This is a genomic window from Pseudorhodoferax aquiterrae (assembly GCF_014652235.1).
Lineage (GTDB): Bacteria > Pseudomonadota > Gammaproteobacteria > Burkholderiales > Burkholderiaceae_C > Pseudorhodoferax > Pseudorhodoferax aquiterrae.
The window spans coordinates 175,065-197,060 of the sequence record NZ_BMYK01000003.1; the positions used below are offsets into that span (position 1 = coordinate 175,065).

Annotated in this window: 20 protein-coding genes; 3 read left to right on the forward strand and 17 right to left on the reverse strand. The window is 68.3% G+C overall.

Translation table 11 applies throughout. From position 1 onward, the window contains the following. Positions 1-71: 71 nt before the first annotated feature. The 12 genes from IE209_RS06140 to IE209_RS06195 all read right to left on the reverse strand — a co-directional run bounded on the left by IE209_RS06140 (position 72) and on the right by IE209_RS06195 (position 12,201). Positions 72-761, reverse strand: coding sequence for a transposase (locus tag IE209_RS06140; protein WP_189686082.1), 690 nt, complete (start codon positions 759-761; stop codon positions 72-74). Positions 762-850: 89 nt separating this feature from the next. Further along, positions 851-1,708 (reverse strand): class I SAM-dependent methyltransferase, encoded by an 858-nt coding sequence (locus tag IE209_RS06145; RefSeq protein ID WP_189686083.1) that lies wholly within the window; start codon positions 1,706-1,708, stop codon positions 851-853. Then, complete coding sequence (locus IE209_RS06150; RefSeq protein WP_229882709.1) at positions 1,705-2,265, reverse strand: DUF1415 domain-containing protein; 561 nt, start codon at positions 2,263-2,265, stop codon at positions 1,705-1,707. The genes IE209_RS06145 and IE209_RS06150 overlap by 4 nt, the downstream gene beginning before the upstream one ends. A gap of 8 nt (positions 2,266-2,273) precedes the next feature. Further along, positions 2,274-3,440, reverse strand: a complete 1,167-nt coding sequence (locus tag IE209_RS06155) for a deoxyguanosinetriphosphate triphosphohydrolase (RefSeq protein WP_189686085.1) — start codon at positions 3,438-3,440, stop codon at positions 2,274-2,276. A 3-nt stretch (positions 3,441-3,443) separates the two neighbouring features. Then, positions 3,444-4,562: a 3-dehydroquinate synthase gene (aroB, locus tag IE209_RS06160; RefSeq protein ID WP_189686086.1), complete on the reverse strand. Its 1,119-nt coding sequence runs from the start codon at positions 4,560-4,562 to the stop codon at positions 3,444-3,446. A 27-nt stretch (positions 4,563-4,589) separates the two neighbouring features. Continuing rightward, positions 4,590-5,102: a shikimate kinase gene (locus tag IE209_RS06165; RefSeq protein ID WP_189686087.1), complete on the reverse strand. Its 513-nt coding sequence runs from the start codon at positions 5,100-5,102 to the stop codon at positions 4,590-4,592. Between the two features lie 9 nt (positions 5,103-5,111). Next, a complete protein-coding gene (locus IE209_RS06170) occupies positions 5,112-6,932 on the reverse strand; it encodes an Ig-like domain-containing protein (protein ID WP_189686088.1) in 1,821 nt (606 codons plus the stop codon). 168 nt (positions 6,933-7,100) lie between these two features. After that, positions 7,101-9,212, reverse strand: a complete 2,112-nt coding sequence (locus IE209_RS06175; RefSeq protein WP_189686089.1) for a type IV pilus secretin PilQ — start codon at positions 9,210-9,212, stop codon at positions 7,101-7,103. Then, a complete protein-coding gene (locus IE209_RS06180) occupies positions 9,209-9,760 on the reverse strand; it encodes a pilus assembly protein PilP (RefSeq protein WP_373305301.1) in 552 nt (183 codons plus the stop codon). The genes IE209_RS06175 and IE209_RS06180 overlap by 4 nt, the downstream gene beginning before the upstream one ends. Beyond that, complete coding sequence (locus IE209_RS06185) at positions 9,760-10,434, reverse strand: type IV pilus inner membrane component PilO (RefSeq protein ID WP_189686090.1); 675 nt, start codon at positions 10,432-10,434, stop codon at positions 9,760-9,762. Before IE209_RS06185 ends, IE209_RS06180 begins: the two co-directional genes overlap by 1 nt. 14 nt (positions 10,435-10,448) lie before the next feature. Continuing rightward, complete coding sequence (locus IE209_RS06190; RefSeq protein ID WP_189686091.1) at positions 10,449-11,069, reverse strand: PilN domain-containing protein; 621 nt, start codon at positions 11,067-11,069, stop codon at positions 10,449-10,451. Between the two features lie 73 nt (positions 11,070-11,142). After that, positions 11,143-12,201: a pilus assembly protein PilM gene (locus IE209_RS06195; RefSeq protein ID WP_373305292.1), complete on the reverse strand. Its 1,059-nt coding sequence runs from the start codon at positions 12,199-12,201 to the stop codon at positions 11,143-11,145. Between the two features lie 281 nt (positions 12,202-12,482). On the opposite strand from IE209_RS06195, the gene IE209_RS06200 reads away from it, so the two are divergent. Further along, positions 12,483-14,879 (forward strand): penicillin-binding protein 1A, encoded by a 2,397-nt coding sequence (locus IE209_RS06200; RefSeq protein ID WP_189686092.1) that lies wholly within the window; start codon positions 12,483-12,485, stop codon positions 14,877-14,879. On the opposite strand, the gene cyaY is transcribed toward IE209_RS06200, so the two are convergent. Beyond that, positions 14,876-15,202 carry an iron donor protein CyaY gene (gene cyaY, locus IE209_RS06205; protein WP_189686093.1) on the reverse strand — a complete coding sequence of 109 codons (327 nt, stop codon included), beginning with the start codon at positions 15,200-15,202 and terminating at the stop codon, positions 14,876-14,878. The two genes, IE209_RS06200 and cyaY, sit on opposite strands and share 4 nt — an antisense overlap. Before the next feature lie 19 nt (positions 15,203-15,221). Here cyaY and lptM point away from each other — a divergent pair, with 19 nt between their 5' ends. Both lptM and lysA read left to right on the forward strand, forming a co-directional pair. Beyond that, complete coding sequence (gene lptM, locus IE209_RS06210) at positions 15,222-15,443, forward strand: LPS translocon maturation chaperone LptM (protein WP_189686094.1); 222 nt, start codon at positions 15,222-15,224, stop codon at positions 15,441-15,443. Between the two features lie 117 nt (positions 15,444-15,560). Further along, positions 15,561-16,850: a diaminopimelate decarboxylase gene (gene lysA / locus IE209_RS06215; RefSeq protein ID WP_189686095.1), complete on the forward strand. Its 1,290-nt coding sequence runs from the start codon at positions 15,561-15,563 to the stop codon at positions 16,848-16,850. Here lysA and msrQ read toward each other — a convergent pair. The 4 genes from msrQ to IE209_RS06235 form a co-directional block, all read right to left on the reverse strand. After that, positions 16,789-17,433 carry a protein-methionine-sulfoxide reductase heme-binding subunit MsrQ gene (msrQ, locus tag IE209_RS06220; RefSeq protein WP_189686096.1) on the reverse strand — a complete coding sequence of 215 codons (645 nt, stop codon included), beginning with the start codon at positions 17,431-17,433 and terminating at the stop codon, positions 16,789-16,791. The two genes, lysA and msrQ, sit on opposite strands and share 62 nt — an antisense overlap. 1 nt (position 17,434) lies before the next feature. Further along, positions 17,435-18,430, reverse strand: a complete 996-nt coding sequence (msrP, locus tag IE209_RS06225; RefSeq protein ID WP_189686097.1) for a protein-methionine-sulfoxide reductase catalytic subunit MsrP — start codon at positions 18,428-18,430, stop codon at positions 17,435-17,437. A gap of 68 nt (positions 18,431-18,498) precedes the next feature. Continuing rightward, on the reverse strand, positions 18,499-19,845 hold the full coding sequence (gene ccsB / locus IE209_RS06230) for a c-type cytochrome biogenesis protein CcsB (RefSeq protein WP_189686098.1): 1,347 nt from the start codon (positions 19,843-19,845) through the stop codon (positions 18,499-18,501). A 4-nt stretch (positions 19,846-19,849) separates the two neighbouring features. Further along, positions 19,850-21,982 (reverse strand): cytochrome c biogenesis protein ResB, encoded by a 2,133-nt coding sequence (locus IE209_RS06235; protein ID WP_189686099.1) that lies wholly within the window; start codon positions 21,980-21,982, stop codon positions 19,850-19,852. Positions 21,983-21,996 lie beyond the last annotated feature (14 nt).

Sequence of the window (21,996 nt, forward strand, 5' to 3'; positions counted from 1 at the left end):
ATCAGAAATTATTTGGGGACACATCAAATCCGGCCGCGGTAGCGCTGTTGTGTACACCGCGCAGAGGGAACTCAGGCGGTTTTGCGCGGGCGGCCGGGCTGGCTGGGCGTGAGCCGGCGCGGTGCGGATTGCTGCAGCCGCGCGACGAAGCTGGCATCCCCCAACACCCAGCCGCCCAGAACGGACCGCGTCAGTGCATCCTGCTGCGCCGATGTGACGCCCTCGTGCACCATGCTGGCGTATGCCGCCTCGCGCGCGAACGGCGTGTTGCCCAATGCCCAGTAGGCTGGCGGCGGCGCCAGCCAGGGATCGTTGCGCAGCCCGGCGTAGTGGCCGTGGCTGGACCAGGGGTAGTCCTGCGCCGCCTGCACCAGCGACGCGCGCACGGGGTTCAGGTCGAAATAGGCCATGCAGGGCAGCAGGTGAAGCTCGGGCTGCAGCACCGTGGAGCGGTAGCGCCCCTCCCACAGCGTGCCGCTGCGGCCATGGGCCAGGTTGAAGCGGCGCACATAGGTGCGTCCCACGGCCTGCAAGGCGTGCGAGAGCGCGCCCTCCTCCGGCGGCGTCAGCAGCAGGTGGAAGTGGTTGGGCATCAGCACGTAGGCATGCACCGCCACGCCGGCGGCGCGGCATTCCTGCGCCAGCAGCTGCAGCATGGCCAGGTGCTCCTCGGCCTGCGTGAAGATGGGCTGGCGGTTGTTGCCGCGTTGCAGCACATGGTGCACCTGGCCGGCCAGGGACAGGCGGGGCAGGCGGGCCATAGGTCAGGGGCGCCCGGCCGCCCGAAGCCCCTGACGCGCCCCCTCGGGGGGCAGCGATACGCGAAGCGATGAGCGTGGGGGCAACATGTTTACGCGGGCAGCAGGTCGAAGCGGCTGTCGCGCAGCGCCTGCAGGCCGAACTCCTCGAGCAGCTGGCCCAGCCGCTCGGCCGCGCTGCGCTTGCCGCGGCCGGTCTTGCGCGCCACGATGAGCTCGTTCTTGAGGCTGTGCTCCCAGCCCACGAGCTCGGTCACCGTGACCTGGTAGCCGCAGGCCTCCAGGTACAGGCAGCGCAGTACATTGGTGAGCTGGCTGCCGATCTCGCGCGTGTGCAGCGGGTGGCGCCAGAGCTCGGCCAGCGGCGTGCGTGCCAGGGCCAGCGCCTTGTGCTGGCGCAGGCTGGCCGCCACCTCGGCCTGGCAGCAGGGCACCAGCACCATGCTGGCCGCCTCCTTCTGCAGGCCGAAACGGATCGCGTCGTCGGTGGCGGTGTCGCAGGCGTGCAGGGCCGTGACGATGTCGATGCGCGGCGGCAGCTGGTCCGAGGCGCCGGCTTCGGCCACGCTGAGGTGGAGGAAGGACATGCGGCCGAAGCCAAGCCGCTCGGCCAGCGCGCGCGACCTGTCGACGAGTTCGCCGCGCGTCTCGATGCCGTAGACATGGCCCGGCCGCTGGCCGAACACGAGGTCGTAGAGCATGAAGCCCAGGTAGGACTTGCCCGCGCCGTGGTCGGCCAGGGTGATGGCTGCGTCGGGCGCGAAGCCCTCGCGCATCTCGCGCTCGATGAACTGCACGAGGTGGTAGACCTGCTTGAGCTTGCGGCGCGCGTCCTGGTTCAGCCTGCCCTCGCGCGTGAGGATGTGCAGCTCCTTGAGCAGCTCGATGGACTGGCCGGGGCGCAGCTCGGCGGCCAGGGCCGCGGCTGGATCAACGGCTGGGCGTTTCATGGGGATTCCTTGGTGGCACCGACGCCGAGCGCAGCCCAGCCCTCGGCGCCGAGCTTCTCCAGCGTGGCCATGTTGCGCTCGAAGATGTCCGAGGCGTCGGGGAAGGCTTGGACGGCGCGCTCCACGCTGTCCTCGCGCAGCAGGTGCAGCATGGGGTATGGCGCGCGGTTGCTGCAGTTGGTCACGTCGTCGGGGTCGGTGCCGGCGAATTGGTAGTCGGGATGGAAGCTCGCGATCTGCAGTTCGCCCACGGCGTCGAGTTCGTCGAGCACGGCGTCGGCGCGGTCGAGGAAGTCGTTGAAGTCCAGGAAGTCGGGCAGCGCCAGCGGCAGCACCAGCAGCGTCGTGTCGCGCACCTGGGCATCGAGCGCGAGCAGGTCGCGGATCTCGTCGCGCAGCCGGGCCTGCACGGCATCTTCGTCGCGCGCGTCGCTGACGGCCACATGCAGCTGGCCCTTGGCCACGACGCCCTTGGCGAAGGGGCACAGGTTCAGGCCGATCACGGCGCGCTCCAGCCAGCGCTGGGTGTCGGCGCGGACCACGTCTTCAGATGGCATGGCAGCACTCATCCGAGCAAACGCTGTCCGGTCAGGCGCTCGTGTTCGCGCGCGGCGAAGCGGTCGGTCATGCCGGCGATGTAGTCGGCCACGACGCGGGCCTGGCCGGCCATGCCCACGGCCGCGAAACGCGTGGCGGCGCGCTCGGCGAAGCCACCGGCCATCTCGGCCGGCACCTGCTGGTAGGCCGCGAACAACGCCTGCACGACCGCCTTGGCCCGGCCCGTGACCTCGACCACCTGCGCATGCCGGTACAGGTTGCGCATCAGGAAGCGCTTGAGCTGCTGCGAGGCATCGCGCATGGCTTCACCGAAGCCGATCAGCGGCGCGCAGCGGCGGGCCGCGTCGGCGCTGCCGGGCTGTGCCTGCGCCAGCGCCGCGTTGCTCGCGTCGATCACGTCGTAGACCTGGGCACTCAGCATGCGGCGGATGCTTTCGTACAGCAGCCGGCGGCCGGTCAGATCCGGATGCTCGCGCAGCGTGGCACGGCGGAAGTCGTCGAACAAGGGCACCTCCTCGAGCTGCTCCATCACCAGCAAACCCGAGCGCACGCCGTCGTCGATGTCGTGCGCGTTGTAGGCGATCTCGTCGGCCAGGTTGCACAGCTGCGCCTCCAGGCTGGGCTGGGTGCGCTCGAGGAAGCGCAGGCCCACGTCGCCCGGAAACGCGGCCTCCAGCCGCTCGGCATTGGCGCGCGAACAGTGCTTGAGGATGCCCTCGCGCGTCTCGAACGAGAGGTTCAGCCCGTCGTAGCGTGGGTAACGCTCCTCGAGCTCGTCGACCATGCGCAGGCTTTGCAGGTTGTGCTCGAAGCCGCCGAACGAAGCCATGCAGGCGTTCAGCGCGTCCTGCCCGGCATGGCCGAAGGGCGTATGGCCCAGATCGTGCGCGAGCGCGATGGCTTCGACCAGGTCTTCGTTGAGCTTCAGCGAGCGCGCGATCGAGCGGCCCAGCTGCGCCACCTCCAACGAATGCGTGAGCCGCGTGCGGAACAGGTCGCCCTCGTGGTTCAGGAACACCTGGGTCTTGTAGACCAGGCGCCGGAACGCGGTGGAGTGCACGATGCGGTCGCGGTCGCGCTGGTATTCGGTGCGGGTGGGCGCGGGCGCCTCGGCATGCCGGCGGCCCCGGCTCGCAGCCGGGTCGCAGGCGTAGGGAGCCAGCACGCCCTGCATGGCTCAGACGCAGGAGGCGGCGATGACTTCGCGCACGAGAGCATCGGGCGCGCCGCGCACGACGGCGCGGCCGATGCCGGCTATCAGCACGAACTTGATCTCGCCGGCCTCGGCCTTCTTGTCCACGCGCATGAGTTCGAGGTAGCGGCCGGCGTTGTCCTGGGCGTCCAGGACAGGGCCGACCGTGGGCAGGCCGGCCCGCTCGATCAGGCGCGTGAGCCGCTCGACCTGCGCCGCGTCGAGCAGGCCCAGGCGCTGCGACAGCCGCGCCGCCATGACCATGCCGCAGCCCACGCCCTCACCGTGCAGCCAGGCGCCATAGCCCATGCCGGCCTCGATCGCATGGCCGAAGGTGTGGCCGAAATTCAGGATGGCGCGCAGCCCGCCTTCGCGCTCGTCCTGGCCGACGACATCGGCCTTGATCTCGCAGCTGCGCTGCACGGCATGGGCCAGCGCGGCCGGATCGCCCGCGCGCAGCGCATCGACGTTCGCCTCGATCCAGTCGAGGAAGGCCGCATCGGCGATCGGGCCGTACTTGATGACTTCGGCCAGGCCCGCGCTGAGCTCACGCGGCGGCAGGGTCTTGAGCACGTCTAGGTCGCAGACCACCAGTTGCGGCTGGTAGAAGGCGCCCACCATGTTCTTGCCCAGCGGATGGTTGATGGCCGTCTTGCCGCCCACCGAGGAATCCACCTGGGCCAGCAGCGTGGTCGGCACCTGCACGAAGGGCACGCCGCGCATGTAGCTGGCGGCTGCGAAACCCGTGATGTCACCCACCACGCCGCCGCCCAGTGCGAACAGCACGGTCTTGCGGTCGCAGCCGCGCGACAGCAGCGCGTCGAAGACGAGGTTCAGCGTTTCCCAGGTCTTGTAGGCCTCGCCATCGGGCAGCACCACGGTGTGCACCGCACGGAAGCGGCCGGCCAGCGCCTGCTGCAAACGCTGCGCGTAGAGCGGCTCCAGCGTGGTGTTGGTGACGATCAGCGCCGCCGCGGCCTGGGGCACGGCGGCATAGGTGCCGGGCTGGTCGAACAAGCCCGCACCGATGGCGATCGGGTAGCTGCGCTCGCCCAGCGCGATCTGCACCTGGGCCGTGGGAGGGGCGGAAAGGGTGGCGTCCATGAGGGCGCCAAGTGTAAGCCGCGGCCCTCAGCCGGCCTGCTGCTGCACCAGGCCGGCGATGGTGTTGACCAGGGCCGCGGTGGAAGGACGGCCGATCGTGATGACCTCGTGCGCCGTCTCGCGGTACAGCGGATCGCGCTGCGCGAACAGTTCACGCAAGCGGGCCTGCGGATCCGCCACCTGCAGCAAGGGCCGCACCTGGTCGTGGCGCAGGCGCCGGTAGACCTCCTCGGGCGTGGCGAACAGGTAGAAGACCCGCGTGTTCTGGCGCAGGCAGGCGCGGTTGGCCTCGCGCAGCACGGCCCCGCCGCCGGTGGCGATCACGGCAGGACCGCTGGCCGTGATGTCGGCCAGCGCCTGCTGCTCGAAGTCGCGGAAGCCGGCCTCGCCCTCGCGCTCGAAGTACTCGCGGATCGAGCAGCCAAGACGCTGCTCGACCCACTGGTCGGCGTCAACGAAGGGGAGTTGGAGCCGGCGCGCAAGTTGGCGGCCGACGGTCGACTTGCCCGAACCGGGCATGCCAACAAGCGCGATGTTCAAACAAAAACCTCATGGCAATGTCACAGCAGGAAACGTCGTGGCCAAGCCCGAAGGAGCAGTGACCGTGATCGTCACGGTGTTGCCGGCAGCACAGCCACTAAGAGACAGCGCCACCAAGCTGGCCAGATCCTCGGACGGGCTACCGGGCGCTGGACGCACATCCGCCAAAGGCGTCCCGCCTATGTTGTCGATCAGGCAGGTCGTCGGCGAAGTCGTGGCCGTGACCCGGGTACCCGCTGGCATTGGCAACAACGGATTATCAGCGCTCCGCAGGCGGAAGCTCACGCTGCTGCGCGTCGTGACAAACGAAGGTGTCGCTGGCGAGGTGGAAGCGAACAGCAACACGGCCTGCTGACGCACGGTCGTGGCGAGGCCGCTGTCACAGGTGTTGGCCCGGGACGGGAAAGCACCACCCGCCCCTGCACACGCCCCGCTCGCGCCACGCGGCACCACGAACTCGCCAGCATCGAAGGCATTGCTTTCATTGTCGTCACGGTACGCATCGCCGATCTGGACCAAGCTGTCGCCGGCGTCAAAGATGTTGTTGCCGTTGGCATCAACGTAATCCTTGGTGCCCTCGGTGTACGCGAGCACCGAAGCGCGCCCACCGGCTGGGCGTGGGTTCTGCGTCACGAATGTCACGGAACAGGACGAGATGTTGTTGGTGCGGGTGGTCGCACAGCTACGCGCGACCTGACCACCTTCCGCCGTGAAGTTGATGACCGTACCATCTTCAACCGCATTGCCTTGGCGATCAGCCAAACGTACCGTCAGCGTCGTGGACGTTCCATCGATCGCCCAGCCTTCCAGGGCAGCCTGGCCAGCCGACAGACTCATGAATCGCTGCGACGGAGGGCCTGATGCAACCGTCAGGAACTGAGACTCCGCGAACACCGTCGGGCTGCTGACCAATGCTGCACGCACCTTGACAGCACCAGGAATGGTGCCCGAGAACGCAGAGACTGACACATATCCATCGGCATCGCTGGTCTTCGTGACAGCCGCCGTTGAACCAGAAGCGTCAAGTCCGACGCCCCCAGGATTGGTCTCGATGCTCAACTGGACAGGGACGCTGGCCAGTGATGTGCCAACGGACGACAGCACACGGAACCGGAGCACGGCCTGCTCAGCTGCGCCACTTCCGGCAACGAAAATCTGCTGCGGCGTGGCATCGACGAACGTCACCGTGTTGGCCACGGGCGCCGCCACGGTCAGTGTGCCCGTCTGCGCCGACGCACCAGCACTGGATGCAGTCACTGTCACGGTACCGCTGCAAGGCTGCCCAGCGCCGTCGACAGACGAATAGGTCACCGAGGCAACACCGCTGCCGTTGGTTGTCTTGCTGAAGCTGCCTGCGCTGGTGTCCTGACCATCGATCCGACCGCAAGAGGCAGAGAACGCAACATTGACCGGCGTCGAGCCGGCCGCCACACCTGCGATGCTTGCGGTCGTGGACACGGTGGCGTTTCCACCCGAAACCAGAGAAGTCGAGCTGATCGACAGTGCCGACAGCGCAAGGCTGGACGCGGAGACTGAAAAATCGGTGCTGCCGGTCACCGGCGACTCTCCAACCGTTGCGCTGGCCGTCACCGTAGCGGCACCGCGCGCGGACAGCGAAGCAGGTTCGACGCTCACTTGGGCGACGCCGGAAGCATCTGTCAGTGCCGTTGCTGGCGACAGTGTTGCGATCGCTTCGTCAGAGACCGTGAAAGTGACAAGTCGGCCGGCAACTGCGGCACCAGACGAATCCCGCAAGGTACCGCGGACCGTCGATGCGCCACCCACGCTGACGCTCGTCACTGCCGCACCAGTGCTGTTGACGATGCTCAAGGTCAGCGTCGGCGTTGCGGTCCCGCCACCGTTGCTGCCACTGCTCCCGGTGGAACTCCCGCCCCCCCCGCAAGCCGCCACCAATCCAGCCGCGGCCACCGCCGCCAGGTATCGCATCCAACGCATAGCTCTTCCCTCTTGTGATTCTGTCGACCGCAGAACGCCGCCTCAGCGCCCTGCCATCCGCTCGGCGATCATCTTCGGCGTGATGAACACCAGCATCTCCGTCTTGTTGGAGGTGCGCGTGCGGCTCTTGAACAGGTTGCCGGCGATCGGGATGTCACCCAGCAACGGCACCTTGGTCACGTCGTCGTTCTCGGTCAGCTCGAAGATGCCGCCGATCACCACCGTGCCGCCGTTCTCCACCAGCACCTGGGTCTTGATGTGCTTGGTGTTGATCGCGAAGCCGGCCGAGGTGCTCTGGCCCACGCTGTCCTTGTTCACGTCCAGGTCCAGGATGATGTTGCCCTCGGGCGTGATCTGCGGCGTCACCTCCAGCTTGAGGTTGGCCTTGCGGAAGGCGATCGAGGTCGCGCCGCTGGACGTGGCGACCTGGTAGGGCAGCTCCGTGCCCTGCTCGATCAAGGCCTTGGTCTGGTCGGCCGTCACCACGCGCGGGCTCGAGACCACCTTGCCCTTGCCATCGGCTTCCATGGCCGACAGTTCCAGCGTGAGGAAGCGGCCCACGCCCTCGCGGAAGATCGACACGGCGAAACTGGCCGCCTCCGTCGCGCTGCCCTGGGCCGTGGCCGGCAGGTTCACGAAGTTGCTGCTGGTGTTGATGGCATTGCCGTTCGCCGCGGCCGTGGCGTTGCTGTAGCTGGTGCCGGCCACGATGCGGTTGCCGCCGCCGATGCTGTAGCCGTTGCCGTTGCCGCCCCCCAGGCGTACACCCAGCGACTTGCCGAAGGTGTCCGAGGCCTCGACGATGCGCGCCTCGATCAGCACCTGGCGCACCGCCACGTCGAGCTTCTTGATCAGCTCGTTGACGGCCTCCAGCCGGCTCGCCACGTCGGTCACGAACAGCTGGTTGGTGCGCGGCTCGGGAATGGCCGTGCCGCGGGTGCTCAGAAAGCGGCTGTTGCCCGTGGAGCCGGTGCCGCCTGCGCTCGCATTGGTGATCTGCGCGGCGATATCGACCGCACGCGCATAGTTCATCTGGAACGACTGGGTGCGCAGCGGCTCCAGGTTCTCCAGCGCCGCGGCGGACTCCAGGTCCTTCTTCTTGCGCGCGTCGATCTCGTCCTTGGGCGCGATCCACAGCACGCTGCCGCTCTTTTCCATGCCCAGGCCCTTGGCATCCATGATGATCTGCAGCGCCTGGTCCCAGGGCACGTCCTTGAGCCGCAGCGTCACCGCGCCGGTGACCGAGTCGGAGGTCACCACGTTGAAGTTGGTGAAGTCGGCGATCACCTGCAGCAGGGCCCGCACCTCGATGTTCTGGAAGTTCAGCGAGAGCTTCTCGCCGCTGAAGCCGGGCCCCTGGCTCAGGCGGTTGGGGTCGACGCGCTGCGGCCGCACCTCGACGACGAACTGGCCTTCGCTCTGGTACGCGCTGTGCTCCCAGTTGCCGCGCGGCTCGATGACCATGCGCACGCGGTCGCCGACCTGGAAGGTCGAGATGGTCTGCACGGGCGTGCCGAAGTCGCCCACGTCCAGCCGGCGCCGCAGGCCCTCGGGCAGAGAGGAATTGAGGAACTCCACGACCAGGCTCTGGCCTTGCTGGCGCACGTCCACGCCGACCTGGCTGCTGCCCAGGCCCACGAGCACGCGGCCGGTGTTGTCGGCACCACGCCGGAAATCGAGGTCGCGCAGCGCCGCGCGGCCCTGCGCGCCAGCATCCGGGAACACGGGTGCCGGGCTGGCCGGCAGAGCCGAGGCCACCGGGTCCAGCACGATCAGCACCGTATTGCCCTGCAGCAAGGCCTTGTACGAGGTGGCCTGCTTGAGGTTGAGCACAACGCGCGAGCGGTCGCCCACGCTGAGCACGCTGGCCGAGCGCAGATTGCCCTGGTTGATGTCGATGGGCGTGCGCGGCATGGCGCTGGCCACGCCGGCGAAGTCCAGCGCGATGCGCGCCGGCGACTGGATCGCCACACCGGCCGGCAGGGCTGCCGGGGCTTCGCTGAGGTCGATGCGCACGATCTCGGAGCCGTTCTGCACCGCGCCAGTGACCGACTGGATCGCCGGCACGGCCCAGACGCCGCAGCAGGCCAGCGCCAGCCCGAACGCTGCGAGGCCTCGCGCCACAATGCCGGAACGGTGGTTGTGCTTGTTCATTTGACTTTCTCCTGCAGCTGCAGACTCGCCGCCCGCTCGATCCACTCACCGCTGCCGTCCTGCACGATCTCGCGCAGGATCACCTCCGCTTCGTCGATCTTGGTGACTTTTCCGTAGTTCTGGCCCAGGTGTTCGCCCACCCGCACCTGGTACAGCAGGTTGTCCACGCGGACCAGCGCCACCGGCGCGCCGGCACGCCGCAGACTGCCGACCATGGTCATGGAATCCAGCGGATAGGCCTCCAGCGGCTCCTTGCGGCGCGCCAGCTCGGGGCCGATCAAGCCGCTGTTGGTCGCGCTGGGCGCCGCGTCCTGCCGCAGCACCGACGCCAGCCGCTGCTGGCTGAACGGGTCGACGGAGGCTTCCTGCGTGTAGGCCTGCGGCACGAACTGCTTGGGCGCCGACAGCGGCGTCACCTTGGTGCGCACCTGGCTGCGCCGCTCGGCCATCCATTGCTGCAATTCGTCCTGGTCGCTGCCGGTGCAGGCCGCCAGCCATGCGGTCGCCGCCAACAGTGCGACCTGGCCGGCCAGGCGCGGCAGCCGGATCACTTGCCAGCCCCCTTGGCCGGGGCCTTCTGGGCGGCGATTTCGTCGGCATCCAGGTAGCGGAAGGTGCGCGCCGTGGCGTCCATGGTCAGCGTGCCATCACGGGCGGGCACGATGGCGATGTTGTTCAAGGTCACGATGCGCGAGAGGTTGGCCACGTCGGCAGCGAAGGCCCCGATGTCGTGGAAGCGGCCCGTCACGCGCAGGGCGATCGGCAGTTCGGCGTAGTAGGGGCGCACCACGACCTGGCCCGGCCGGAACAGGTCGAACTGCAGGCTGCGCCCCAGGCCGGCCTGGTTCACGTCGGACAGCAACGCCGCCATTTCGGCCTTGCTGGGCAGCTGGCGCTCGAGCTGCGTCACGTACTGCTGGATCTGCTCGCGCTGCTTCTTGAGCGCATCCAGGTTGACGGCCTTGACCAGGCGTGTCTCGTAGGCCTGGCGCAGCTCCGCTTCCTTGTTCTGCTCGGCGACCAGTTCGTCTTCGAAGCTGCTCAGGTAGGCGAACCAGGCCACGGCCAGCACCGCCACCGCCACGAAGGCCAGCAACAGCACGCGCGGCAGCGGCGGCCACTGCGAAGGATCGGACGGATGCAGGTTGCGGAACTGCGCAGCGACCTGGGCCTGCAGCGCGGCGAAATCGAGGGAGCGGGCCTTCTTGGAGGGGGTCGCCATGGCGCAGTGCTTCCTCAGGGTTTCGCCGGGGCCGGCGCCGAAGCAGCTTTGGCAGCGGCCTCGACCTCGCTGGCGCGCACCAGGCGCACACGCAGGTTGAAATTGGCCACGCGGCGGTTGTCGCGCGCGCCCAGGGCCACGTTGCCGGCGACGATCTCGGCCAGGTCCGGCTTGGACAGCCAGGGCGTGTTCTCGGCCAGGTTGCGCAGCAGTTCGGAGATGCGCTCGTTGGACTGGGCCACGCCCTGCAGCGTGACGGCCTGGTCGTCCTGCTTGAGACTGGTGATGTAGACCCCGTCGGGCAACTGCTTGACGAGCTCGTTGAGCAGGTGCACGGGAAGGTTGCGGTCGGCCTGCAGATCTTCCACCGCCTTCTGGCGCGCCGTGAGCGCCGTGATCTCCTGCTCGATCGTGGCGATCTCCTTGATCTGCACGTCCAGCACCTGGATCTGCGACTGCAGGAACTGGTTGCGCTCCTGCTGGGTCTCGATGCGTGCCTGGAACCACAGGTAGATCGCGCCGGCCAATGCCAGGCCGACCAGGGCCGCCACGCCCAGCATGACCTGGAACGCCTCCTTGCGGGCCTTGCGCGCCGCCTCGCGGTGCGGCAGCAGGTTGATGCGCACGGTCGTCATGACTGCACCCTTCGGCCCGCAGCCTGTCCCGCCGAGCGGGAGCGCGCTTGCTTGGGGCGACCCGGCGCTGCGCTCATGGGAACCTGCGCAGCGCCAGGCCGCACGACGTCAGATAGGAAGGCGCCTCGCGCCCCATGCGCGCCGTGCGCACATCCTTGCCCATCTCCATGCCGTCGAAGGGATTGGCCAAGCTGCACGGGAAGGAGGAGTGCAGCGTGACGGCCTCCGTCAGCCCCGCCAGGGGCGCCGAGCCGCCGGCCAGCATCACGTGGTCGACCGTGTTGTGCGGGGTGCTCGTGAAGAAGAACTGCAGCGCCCGGGCGATCTCCTGCGACAGGCCTTCGACAAAGGGGGCGAGCACGCTGCTGGCGTAGTCGGGGGGCAGTTCGCCGCTGCGCTTCTTCTGCTCGGCCTCCTCCACCGAGAAGCCGTACTGGCGCACGATCAGCTGGGTCAGCTGCGCGCCGCCGAAGGCCTGGTCGCGGTCGTACAGCACCTCGCCATCGCGCAGCACCTGCATGCTGGTGGTCATCGCGCCGATCTCGAACAGGGCCACGATCTGGCCCGCGCCTTCGTTCGGCAGCTGCGCGACCAGCCGGCCGACGGCCAGCCGCGAGGCGAAGGACTCGATGTCCAGCACCACCGGGTTCAGGCCCGCGGCCTCGGCCAGGCCCTGGCGGTCCTGCACCTTTTCCTTGCGCGAGGCCGCGATCAGCACCTCCACGTCGCCGGTGCCTCCCCTGCTGGGGCCGATGACGCAAAAGTCCAGGCTGACCTCGTCGAGCGAGAACGGGATGTACTGGTTGGCCTCGGACTCGACCTGGAACTCCATCTCCTGCTCGGTCAGGCCGCCGGGCAGTGCGATCTTCTTGGTGATGACGGCCGAAGGCGGCAGCGCCATGGCCACGTTCCTGGTGCGCGTGCCGCTGCGCTTGACGAGCCGGCGCAACGCCTGCGCCACCTCATCGAACTTCTCGATGTTGCCGTCGGTGATCCAGCCACTCTCCAGCGGTTCGATGGCGCAACGCGTCAGCACCAGGCGCCCGGCGGGATCATGGTCCAGTTCCACCAGCTTGATGCTGGACGAACTGATGTCGATCCCCAGCAGCGGGGCCGGTTTACGGCTGAACATCGTCCCCAAAGAGATCAATCAAGGCCCCTGAATTGCTCAGAAATAGCTACAAATACTGACAAGCTTTATGGATGCTATCAGCAACAGTTTGGACCGGGAACCGCTTGTGTACGCCGCCGGGCGCGCGACGTTGGTAAAAGCAGACGCGTCTGGCCGCACCAGCGGTCCGGATTTGTAACGGCGCGTGGACAGGCGCCCTGCGGGAATCCCGCGGCGCGCGGGTGGCAGGGCAAAATGACGGCCCGCGCCCGGTCCCGACCGGCGCCATCCCGCGAGTCTTTATGCCTTCCAAGTCTTCCCCCGGCGACACCGCCAATGCCGCCCCCTCCACGCCGCGCAGCCCGTGGGCCTGGGTCGGCCGCGCGCTGGCCTGGCTGGTGGGCATCGCGGTGGCGGGCGTCGCGGCCCTGGCGCTGATGGTGGCCATCGCCCTGGCTGTGGCCTACCCGAACCTGCCGGACATCTCCGACCTGGCGGACTACCGCCCCAAGCTGCCCTTGCGCGTGTACTCGGCCGACAACCTGCTGCTCGGCGAGTTCGGCGAGGAGCGCCGCAACCTCATGCCGATCGCCGAGATCCCCCAGGTCATGAAGGACGCCGTGCTGGCCATCGAGGACGCCCGCTTCTACGAGCATGGCGGGGTGGATTACAAGGGCGTGGCCCGTGCGGCACTGGCCAACCTGGGCAACGTGAAGAGCCAGGGCGCCTCCACGATCACCATGCAGGTCGCGCGCAACGTCTATCTTTCCTCCGAGAAGACCTACACACGCAAGATCTACGAGATCCTACTGACCTTCAAGCTCGAGCACCTGCTCTCCAAGGACAAGATCCTGGAGATCTACATGAACCAGATCTTCCTGGGCAACCGTGCCTATGGGTTCGCCGCCGCCTCGGAGATCTACTTCGGCCGCCCGCTCAAGGACATCACGGTGGCCCAGGCCGCCATGCTGGCCGGCCTGCCCAAGGCCCCCTCCGCCTACAACCCGATCAGCAACCCCAACCGCGCGCGCGTGCGCCAGCTCTACATCATCGACCGCATGCTGGAGAACGGCTTCATCACGGCCGCCCAGGCCCAGCAGGCCAAAAACGAGGAGCTGCGCATCCGTCCCGGCAACGAGGGTGCGCGCGTGCACGGCGAGTTCGTCGCCGAAACCGTGCGCCAGCTGATGTACGCGCAGTACGGCGACGCCACCTACACGCGCGGCCTGAACGTCTACACCACGCTCAGTTCCAGCGAGCAGATCGCGGCCTACAACGCGCTGCGCCGCGGCATCATGGACTTCGAGCGCCGCCAGATCTACCGCGGTCCCGAGAAGTTCGTGACGCTGCCGGCCGGCGGCGCCGAACTCGAAGACGCCATCGACGACGTGCTGCTGGGCCATCCGGACAACGGCGACGTGCTCTCGGCCGTGGTGCTGGAGGCCACGCCCAAGCGCATCCTCGCGGTGCGCGGCAACGGCGACGAGGTCGAGATCACGGGCGATGGCCTCAAGCCCGCGCAGTCGGGCCTGGCCGCCGCCGCGCCGCCCAACATCAAGATCCGCCGCGGTGCCGTGATCCGCACGGTCAAGACGCCCAAGAACACCTGGGAGATCACCCAGCTGCCCGAGGTCGAAGGCGCCTTCGTGGCCATGGACCCGCGCAGCGGCGCCGTGCGCGCACTGGTGGGCGGCTTCGACTTCCAGAAGAACAAGTTCAACCACGCCACCCAGGCCTGGCGCCAGCCGGGCTCGAGCTTCAAGCCCTTCATCTATTCGGCCGCGCTGGAGAAGGGCTTCACGCCCGCCACCGTGGTCAACGACGCGCCGCTGTTCTTCGACGCGGGCTTCACCGGCGGCCAGCCCTGGGAGCCCAAGAACTACGACGGCAAGTTCGACGGCCCGATGACGCTGCGCACGGGCCTGGCCAAGTCCAAGAACATGATCTCCATCCGCGTGCTGCAGGCCGTGGGCGCCAAGAACGCGCAGGACTGGATCACGCACTTCGGCTTCGAAGCCGAGCGCCACCCGGCCTACCTGACCATGGCGCTGGGCGCGGGCTCGGTCACGCCCATGCAGATGGTGGCGGCCTACTCGGTGTTCGCCAACGGCGGCTACCGCGTCAATCCCTGGCTGATCGCCAAGGTGACCGACCACAAGGGCCGCGTCCTCGTGGAAACCCAGCCACCGGTGCTCGACGAATCCATGCGCACCATCCCGGCGCGCAACGCCTTCGTGATGAACAGCCTGCTGAACGAGGTCACGCTGCGCGGCACGGCCGCACGCGCGCAGGCCACGCTCAAGCGCCCCGACGTGTACGGCAAGACCGGCACCACCAACGACGCCATCGACGCCTGGTTCGCCGGTTACCAGCCGACGCTGGCCGCCGTCACCTGGATCGGCTACGACCAGCCGCGCAACCTGGGTTCGCGCGAGACCGGTGGCGGCCTGTCGCTGCCGGTGTGGATCAACTTCATGGAGACCGCGCTCAAGGGCGTGCCGGTCGCGGCGCTGACACCACCGCCGGGCGTGGTCAACAGCGGCGGCGAGTGGTTCTACGAGGAATACGCCCACAACGCCGGCGTCAACAGCCTGGGCCTGGATGCGCCGGTGCCGGGCAACAACGGCAACGGCAGCACGGTGGCCGCGCCGCCGCCAGCCGAGGAGCGCAACCGCATCCTCGACCTGTTCAGGAACTAGGAGAAGACGAGCGCCTGGCCAGCCTGGGCGCTCGCATCGCGCGAGAGCTGGGCAAAGAACTCGGCGCCGCCCTTGGTGTCGCGCCACTGGCCATCGGCGAAGCGGTAGTGGTAGCCGCCGGACTGCGCCGCGAGCCAGACCTCGTGCAGCGGCTTTTGCAGGTTCACGACGATCTGGCTGCCATTGGCAAAGGCCAGCGTGACCATGCCGCCCACGCGCTGGTTGTCCAGGTCGGCATCGCTCTCGTCGTTGATGCGGTCGCAGCTGGCTTCCACGGCCGCCAGGAGCTGCTCGGCGCGGTCCATGAATTCGGGGTCGGTCATAATTTCGCGGATGTCCTCATTGCCAAAGATTCTAGGTGCGGCCTTGCTGGCACTGCTGGCTGCCGCCTGCGGCCAGAAGGGCGATCTGTATTACTCCAAGGACCCTGCGGCGCGCAACCGCGCCTCGCTGGGCCAGGCCCTGCGCCCGTCGATGCCGGCCTCCGCCACACCAGCGCCCGAGGCCCAGGTGCTGCCGCCGGTCGCGCCGGCGACCCAGCCGCTGCCGCTGCCGAGCAACTGAAGGCCGGGCGGCGCCAGCGCCGTTGAATTCAAGCCCAGGCCGACCACAGGCCTTTCTTTGCGCATGGCACAGCGGGCTGGACCTGCATAACATCTTCCTCTTTTGGCTGCCTGCCCCATGACCACCACGCCCCTGCCCGGCCATCCCCATGTCCACCAGCGCGACGGCGCGCTGCACACCGAAGGCGTGCGCCTGGCCGATCTGGCCGCTGCGCACGGCACGCCGCTGTTCGTCTACTCCAAGGCATCGATGCTGGACGCGTTGGCCGCCTACCAGCGCGGCTTCGCGGGCCGGCGCGCGCAGATCTGCTATGCGATGAAGGCCAACTCCACGCTGGCCGTGCTGCAGCTGTTCGCGCGCGCGGGCTGCGGGTTCGACATCGTCTCGGGCGGCGAGCTGCAGCGCGTGCTGGCGGCCGGTGGCGACCCGGCCAAGGTGATCTTCTCGGGCGTGGGCAAGACCCGGGCCGAGATGCGCCTCGCGCTGGACCATGGCATCGCCTGCTTCAACGTGGAGAGCGCGGCCGAGCTCGACGTGCTCGACGAAGTGGCGCGCGCCCATGGCAGCCGCGCGCGCGTGAGCATCCGCGTGAACCCCGACGTGGACGCCAAGACCCACCCCTACATCTCCACGGGCCTGAAGGGCAACAAGTTCGGCGTGGCGCACGACGAGGCGCTCGCGCTGTACCGCCACGCGGCCAGCCTGGCGGGCCTGCAGGTGGTCGGCATCGACTGCCACATCGGCTCGCAGATCACCGACGCCTCGCCATATGTGGATGCGATGGACCGGGTGCTGGACCTGGTGGACGCGATCGAGGCGGCCGGCATCCGCATCGAGCACATCGACTTCGGCGGCGGCCTGGGCATCGTCTACGGTGCGCCCGGCGACGACGCACCGCCGGCCGCCGACGGCCTGTGGCAGCAGCTGCTGGCCAAGCTCGACGCGCGCGGCTATGGCGACCGGTTGCTCATGATCGAGCCCGGCCGCTCGCTGGTCGGCAATGCCGGTCTGTGCCTGACCGAGGTGCTGTACTTGAAGCCCGGCGCGCAGAAGAACTTCTGCATCGTCGACGCGGCCATGAACGACCTGCCGCGCCCGGCGATGTACCAGGCCTTCCACCAGATCGTGCCGCTGGCGCCGCGCACGCAGACGCCCGAGGTCTACGACGTGGTCGGCCCGGTCTGCGAAAGCGGCGACTGGCTGGGCCGCGACCGCAAGCTCGCCGTGCAGCCCGGTGACCAGCTGGCCGTGCTGTCGGCCGGCGCCTACTGCATGAGCATGTCCAGCAACTACAACACGCGTGGCCGGGCGGCCGAGGTGCTGGTCGACGGCAGCGCCGCCCACCTCATCCGCGCGCGCGAGGACGTGCAGGCGCAGATGCGCGGCGAGTCGCTGCTGCCGGACTGAAGCGGCGCCACAGCCGCCAGGCCAGCAGCACGCCGAGGATGGCCGCATACAACGCCACCTCGGCAAAGTCGTTCTTGCCCGCGCGCATCCAGAAGAAGTGCAGGATGGCCAGGCCGGCCACCGCGTAGACCGCGCGGTGCAGCACCTGCCAGCGCCGGGCGCCCAGGGCCTTGATCGCGCGGTTGAACGAGGTGGCGGCCAGCAGCGTGAGCAGCACCAGCCCCAGGAAGCCGACCAGGATGAAGGGCCGCTTGGCGATGTCGGTCGCGATCTCGGGCCATTCGAAGCCCATGTCGAACCAGGCATAGCAGAGCAGGTGCAGCGCGCCGTAGAACCAGCAGAACAGGCCCAGCATGCGCCGAAAGCGCGCCAGGGCCGGCCAGCCCGCGAGCTGGCGCAGCGGCGTGACGGCCAGCACGATGCACAGAAAGCGCAGCGTCCAGTCGCCCGTGGCGCGGATCAGGTGCTCGGCCGGGTTGGCTCCCAGCGTGTTCGCGAACGCACCCCAGGTCAGCCAGACGAACGGCAGCAGGCACAGCGCGAACACCAGCGGCTTGGCCGCAGGGTGCAGCAGGACGCGCACTTCAATAGTTCTTCTTGAGGTCCATGCCGGCGTAGAGCTGCCCGACCTGGGCCTCGTAGCCGTTGAACAGCAGCGTCTTGCGCTTCTTGGCGAACAGGCCGTCCTCGCCGATGCGGCGCTCCGTGGCCTGGCTCCAGCGCGGGTGGTCCACGTTGGGGTTCACATTGGAATAGAAGCCGTACTCGTTGGCCGCGGCCTTGTTCCAGGCCGTGGCCGGCTCCTTGTCGACGAAGCGGATCTTGACGATGCTCTTGGCGTTCTTGAAGCCGTACTTCCACGGCACGACTAGGCGCACGGGCGCGCCGTTCTGCTTGGGCAGCACCTCGCCGTACATGCCGAAGCTCAGCAGCGTGAGCGGGTGCATGGCCTCGTCCATGCGCAGGCCTTCGGCATAGGGCCAGCTCAGCACGCGCGAGCCCACGAAGGGCATGGTCTTGGGATCGGCCAGCGTCAGGAACTCGACGTACTTGGCACCGGGTTGCGGCTCGACCTTCTGGATCAGCGCCGACAGCGAATAGCCGACCCAGGGGATCACCATGGACCAGCCCTCCACGCAGCGCATGCGGTAGATGCGCTCTTCCTGGGCCGACAGCTTGAGCAGGTCTTCCAGCGCGTACTTGCCGGGCTTCTTGACCAGGCCCTCGATCTCCACGCTCCAGGGGTCGGTCTTGAGCGTGTGCGCGTTGCGCGCCGGGTCGGCCTTGTCGGTGCCGAACTCGTAGAAGTTGTTGTAGCTGGTGGCGTCCTCGTAAGAGGTCAGCTTCTCCATGGTCACCGCGCCGGCCACGGTGGAACGCACGCCCGGCAGCGCCGCGAGCTTGCCCGGCCGTGCCACCTGCGCCAGCGCCTCACGCTGGGCCCAGCCCGCCAGTGCCACGCCCGCGGCGCCACCGGCCATCCAGCGCATCAACGCGCGCCGGCTCTGGTAGACGCTTTGCGGCGTGATCTCGCTGGCATGCGGGTGGAGAAATCCGTCGGCATTCGTCTTGATCAGCATCGTGCATCCTTTCCGAGAAGTCATACGCAGAAACCGCCGCGCTGGATGCCGTCAGAGACGAAACAGCGTCACAACGTTCCGTAGCTGTGCAGGCCCGACAGGAACATGTTGACCCCCAGGAAGGCGAAGGTCGTGATGGCCAGGCCCACCAGCGCCCACCAGGCTGCCACGGTGCCGCGCAGGCCCTTCATGAGCCGCATGTGCAGCCAGGCCGCGTAGTTGAGCCAGACGATCAGGGCCCAGGTTTCCTTCGGGTCCCAGCTCCAGTAGCCGCCCCAGGCCTCGGCCGCCCACAGCGCGCCCAGCACGGTGGCGATCGTGAAGAAGGCGAAGCCGACCGCAATCGCCTTGTACATCACGTCGTCCAGCACCTCCAGCGCGGGCAACCGCCCGGCGATGCGGCGCCGGCCGAACAGGATGGCCGCCACGATCAACGCCGAGACGCCGAAGTACACCATCCAGTAGCTGCTACCGCCCTCCACGCCGCCCTGGCGGAACACGATGGGCTCAAAGCACAGCACCACGCCCAGCGCCCACAGCGGCGCCAGGCGCCACCAGCGGGTTTCGCCGGCTTGCTGTTTGATCAGGTAGGCGAAGGCCACCATGGCCGCCAGCGCGAAGGTGCCGTAGCCGACGAAGTTGGCCGGCACGTGCAGCTTCATCCACCAGCTCTTGAGGGCCGGCACCAGCGGCTGGATCTCGTGCGCCTCGCGCACCACGGTGTACCAGAGCAGGAAGCCCACGGCCGCGCTGATGACCAGCATCACGAAGGCGCCCAGCGCGCGCGTGCGGTACTGGTCTTCGAAGTAGAGGTAGAAGGCCGCCGTGAGCCAGCAGAACAGCACGAAGACCTCGTACAGGTTGCTGACCGGGATGTGGCCGATGTCCGGGCCGATCTGGTGGCTCTCGTACCAGCGCACCATGGTGCCGACCAGGGCCATGGTGACGGCCGCCCAGGCGATGCGCGAGCCGATCAGCTCCAGCGCCGCGGCCGGGTTGCGCGCGACCATGCCGCCCCAGTAGAACACCGTGCTGATGAAGAACAGCATGCTCATCCAGAGGATGGCCGACTGGCTGGACAGGAAGTACTTGAGCCAGAACACCTGGTCGGCGCGGGCCAGGTCGGCGCGGCCATCGACCTGGTAGGAGGCGATGGCCAGCAGCGCCAGCCCCGCCACGACCAGCATCAGCATGCGCAGCGGCCGCCAGAACCAGCCCAGCCAGATCAGGCTGGGCACGGCGCCGGCCAGGATCCACTTCTCGTAGATGTCCATGGCCGCGTGGTAGCGCGAGAACGCGAACACGCCGCCGGCCAGCACCAGCACGGCGAACAGCCAGTCGAAGCCGTTGCGGCGGGCCAGGAAGCCCTCGTGGAGCACCAGCGTCTCGCTGGGGCTGCGTGTGATGGTGTTCATCGTCTCACTCCTTGGCGCCGGTCCCGGCGCCGATCAGCCGGCTTTTGAGCAGGTCGAATTCGCGGTCCACGTCCAGCGTCTTGCGGTTGGACGACAAGGCCATGGTGGCCTGGGTGGCATCGCCCTGGGGTGCCATCCAGACCCACAGGCGGCGTTCGCGAACATACAGCATCGCGAAAATCCCCAGGATCAGCAGCAGACAGCCCAGGTAGACGATGTTGCGCCCGGGCGCGCGCGCCACCTGGAACACGCTGGCCTGCACCTGTTTGAAGTCGACGAGCTGGAACACCATGGGCGCGGGGTACAGCGATGCATCGCTGAGCGAGAGCACGGCCTGCGTCATGAAGCCCTGGGTCTTCTCGTTGCTCGCCAGCGGGGGGGCGCCCACGCGTTCCTGGCCCATCTGCACGAGCTCGAACAGCACGCCGTTCAGGATGCGCACCAGCACCTCGCCGGCGCGGCCGCGCTCGGCCTCGGGCACGTTGGTTTCCATGAAATCGGCGATCGCCTGCAGGCCGCCGCGCGGCTTGGCCGACGGACCGGCAGCCTGGCCTTCGCCAGCGAACAGGGCCAGCGCCTTGGCGGCCGAGGCGGCCAGCTGCTCGGCCAGCTCGGGCCGCTGCGGATCGACCGCGCGCGTCGCATAGCGGCGCACGGCGGCCGCGCGCTGCGCCGGGTCCATGAGGTCGACGCGCAAGCGCAGGAAGGTGTCCATGCTGGCGTTCTCGTCGGCCGGCACCCGCAGGTAGCGGAAGGACTCGGCCGGGGTTTCGCGCACACCCAGCAGGAAGGCCGCCACGCCGTCGCCGGTGTCCACGGGCAGCATGTAGTTGTGGTACTCGCGGGCCTGGCCGGCCGCATCGCGCAGCCGGTAGGTGATGCTGGGGCCCACGTTGCGCAGCTCGCGGTGCGTCACGGTCTTGTTGCCCGCGCCCAGGCGCGCATCGATGGCGCCGCGCAGGTCGACCTTGCGCACGTCCACGGCGTTGCCGGTCTGGCCGGTCAGGTTCTCGACGTTGATCACGCGCAGAGCCTGGTACTCCAGCGTCATCTTCTCGTCGCCGCGGTTCAGTTCGCTGCTGCCGCCGACCACGCCCTCGACCTCGAAGGTCTTGCCGCCCGGCAGCAGCGGCACGGCCTTGAGTCGGACGCTGGAGCCGCCGTCGTCGAAGCTGGACTGGTAGATCTCCACGCCCTTGTAGCTGAACGGGTGGTTGACCTCCACGCGCGCGGGCGTCTGGGCGCCGGTCTCGCGGTCGTGCACCACGATCTCGCTGGCGAACAGCTTGGGCATGCCGGTGGAGTAATACTCGACGATGAATTTCTTGAGCTCGACCGCGAAGGGCAAGTCCTGCAGCAGCACGCCGTCGGACTGCGCCAGGATGGCGGTGCTGGACTGCGTGCCCTCGGCCACCATGAGGTTGCCGCGGAAGGTCGGGTTGCGCATGGACAGCCGGTGCTCGGGCGCCACGTCGGCGATCATGCCGCCGCCCTTGTAGACGCTCTTGCCGTTGAACCAGGTCTGGGCGCGCACCACGAGATCGCCGTCCAGCAGGCCACCGATGCAGACCAGCACGATGGCGCTGTGCGCCGCGATGTAGCCGAACTTGTTGGCCGCGCCGGCCTTGGCGGCCACCATCCAGCCCTCGCCGGTCGGCGTCTCGCGGCGCTGCAGCTTGACCTTCCAGCCGGCCTTGGCCAGGGCCTGACCCACGCGCGCGGCCGCGGCCTCGGGCTGGCCGGCGACCATGGCGCTGGCCTTGTGGTGGAAGGCATTCAGACTCTGCGCGCGGATGTTCTCCTTGTAGACCTTGAGGTCCGCGAAGATCTTGGGTGTGCTGCGCGCGATGCAGAGCGTGGTGCTGATGACCAGGAAGGCCAGGATCAGCAGGAACCACCAGGCGCTGTAGACCGCGTTGAGGCTGAACTTGTCGAACAGCAGCGCCCAGAACGGGCCGAACTGGTTGACATAGTTGTTGGCGGGCTCGTGCTGCTTGAGCACCGTGCCGATGATGGACGCGATGCAGATGATGGTCAGCAGCGCGATCGCGAAGCGCATCGACGACAGCAGTTCCACCGCGGCCCGCCAGGCGTGCGAGCCGCTGCGTACGCGCAGGCCGTGGGTGGTGGTGGTCATCGTGCAAGGCCCCG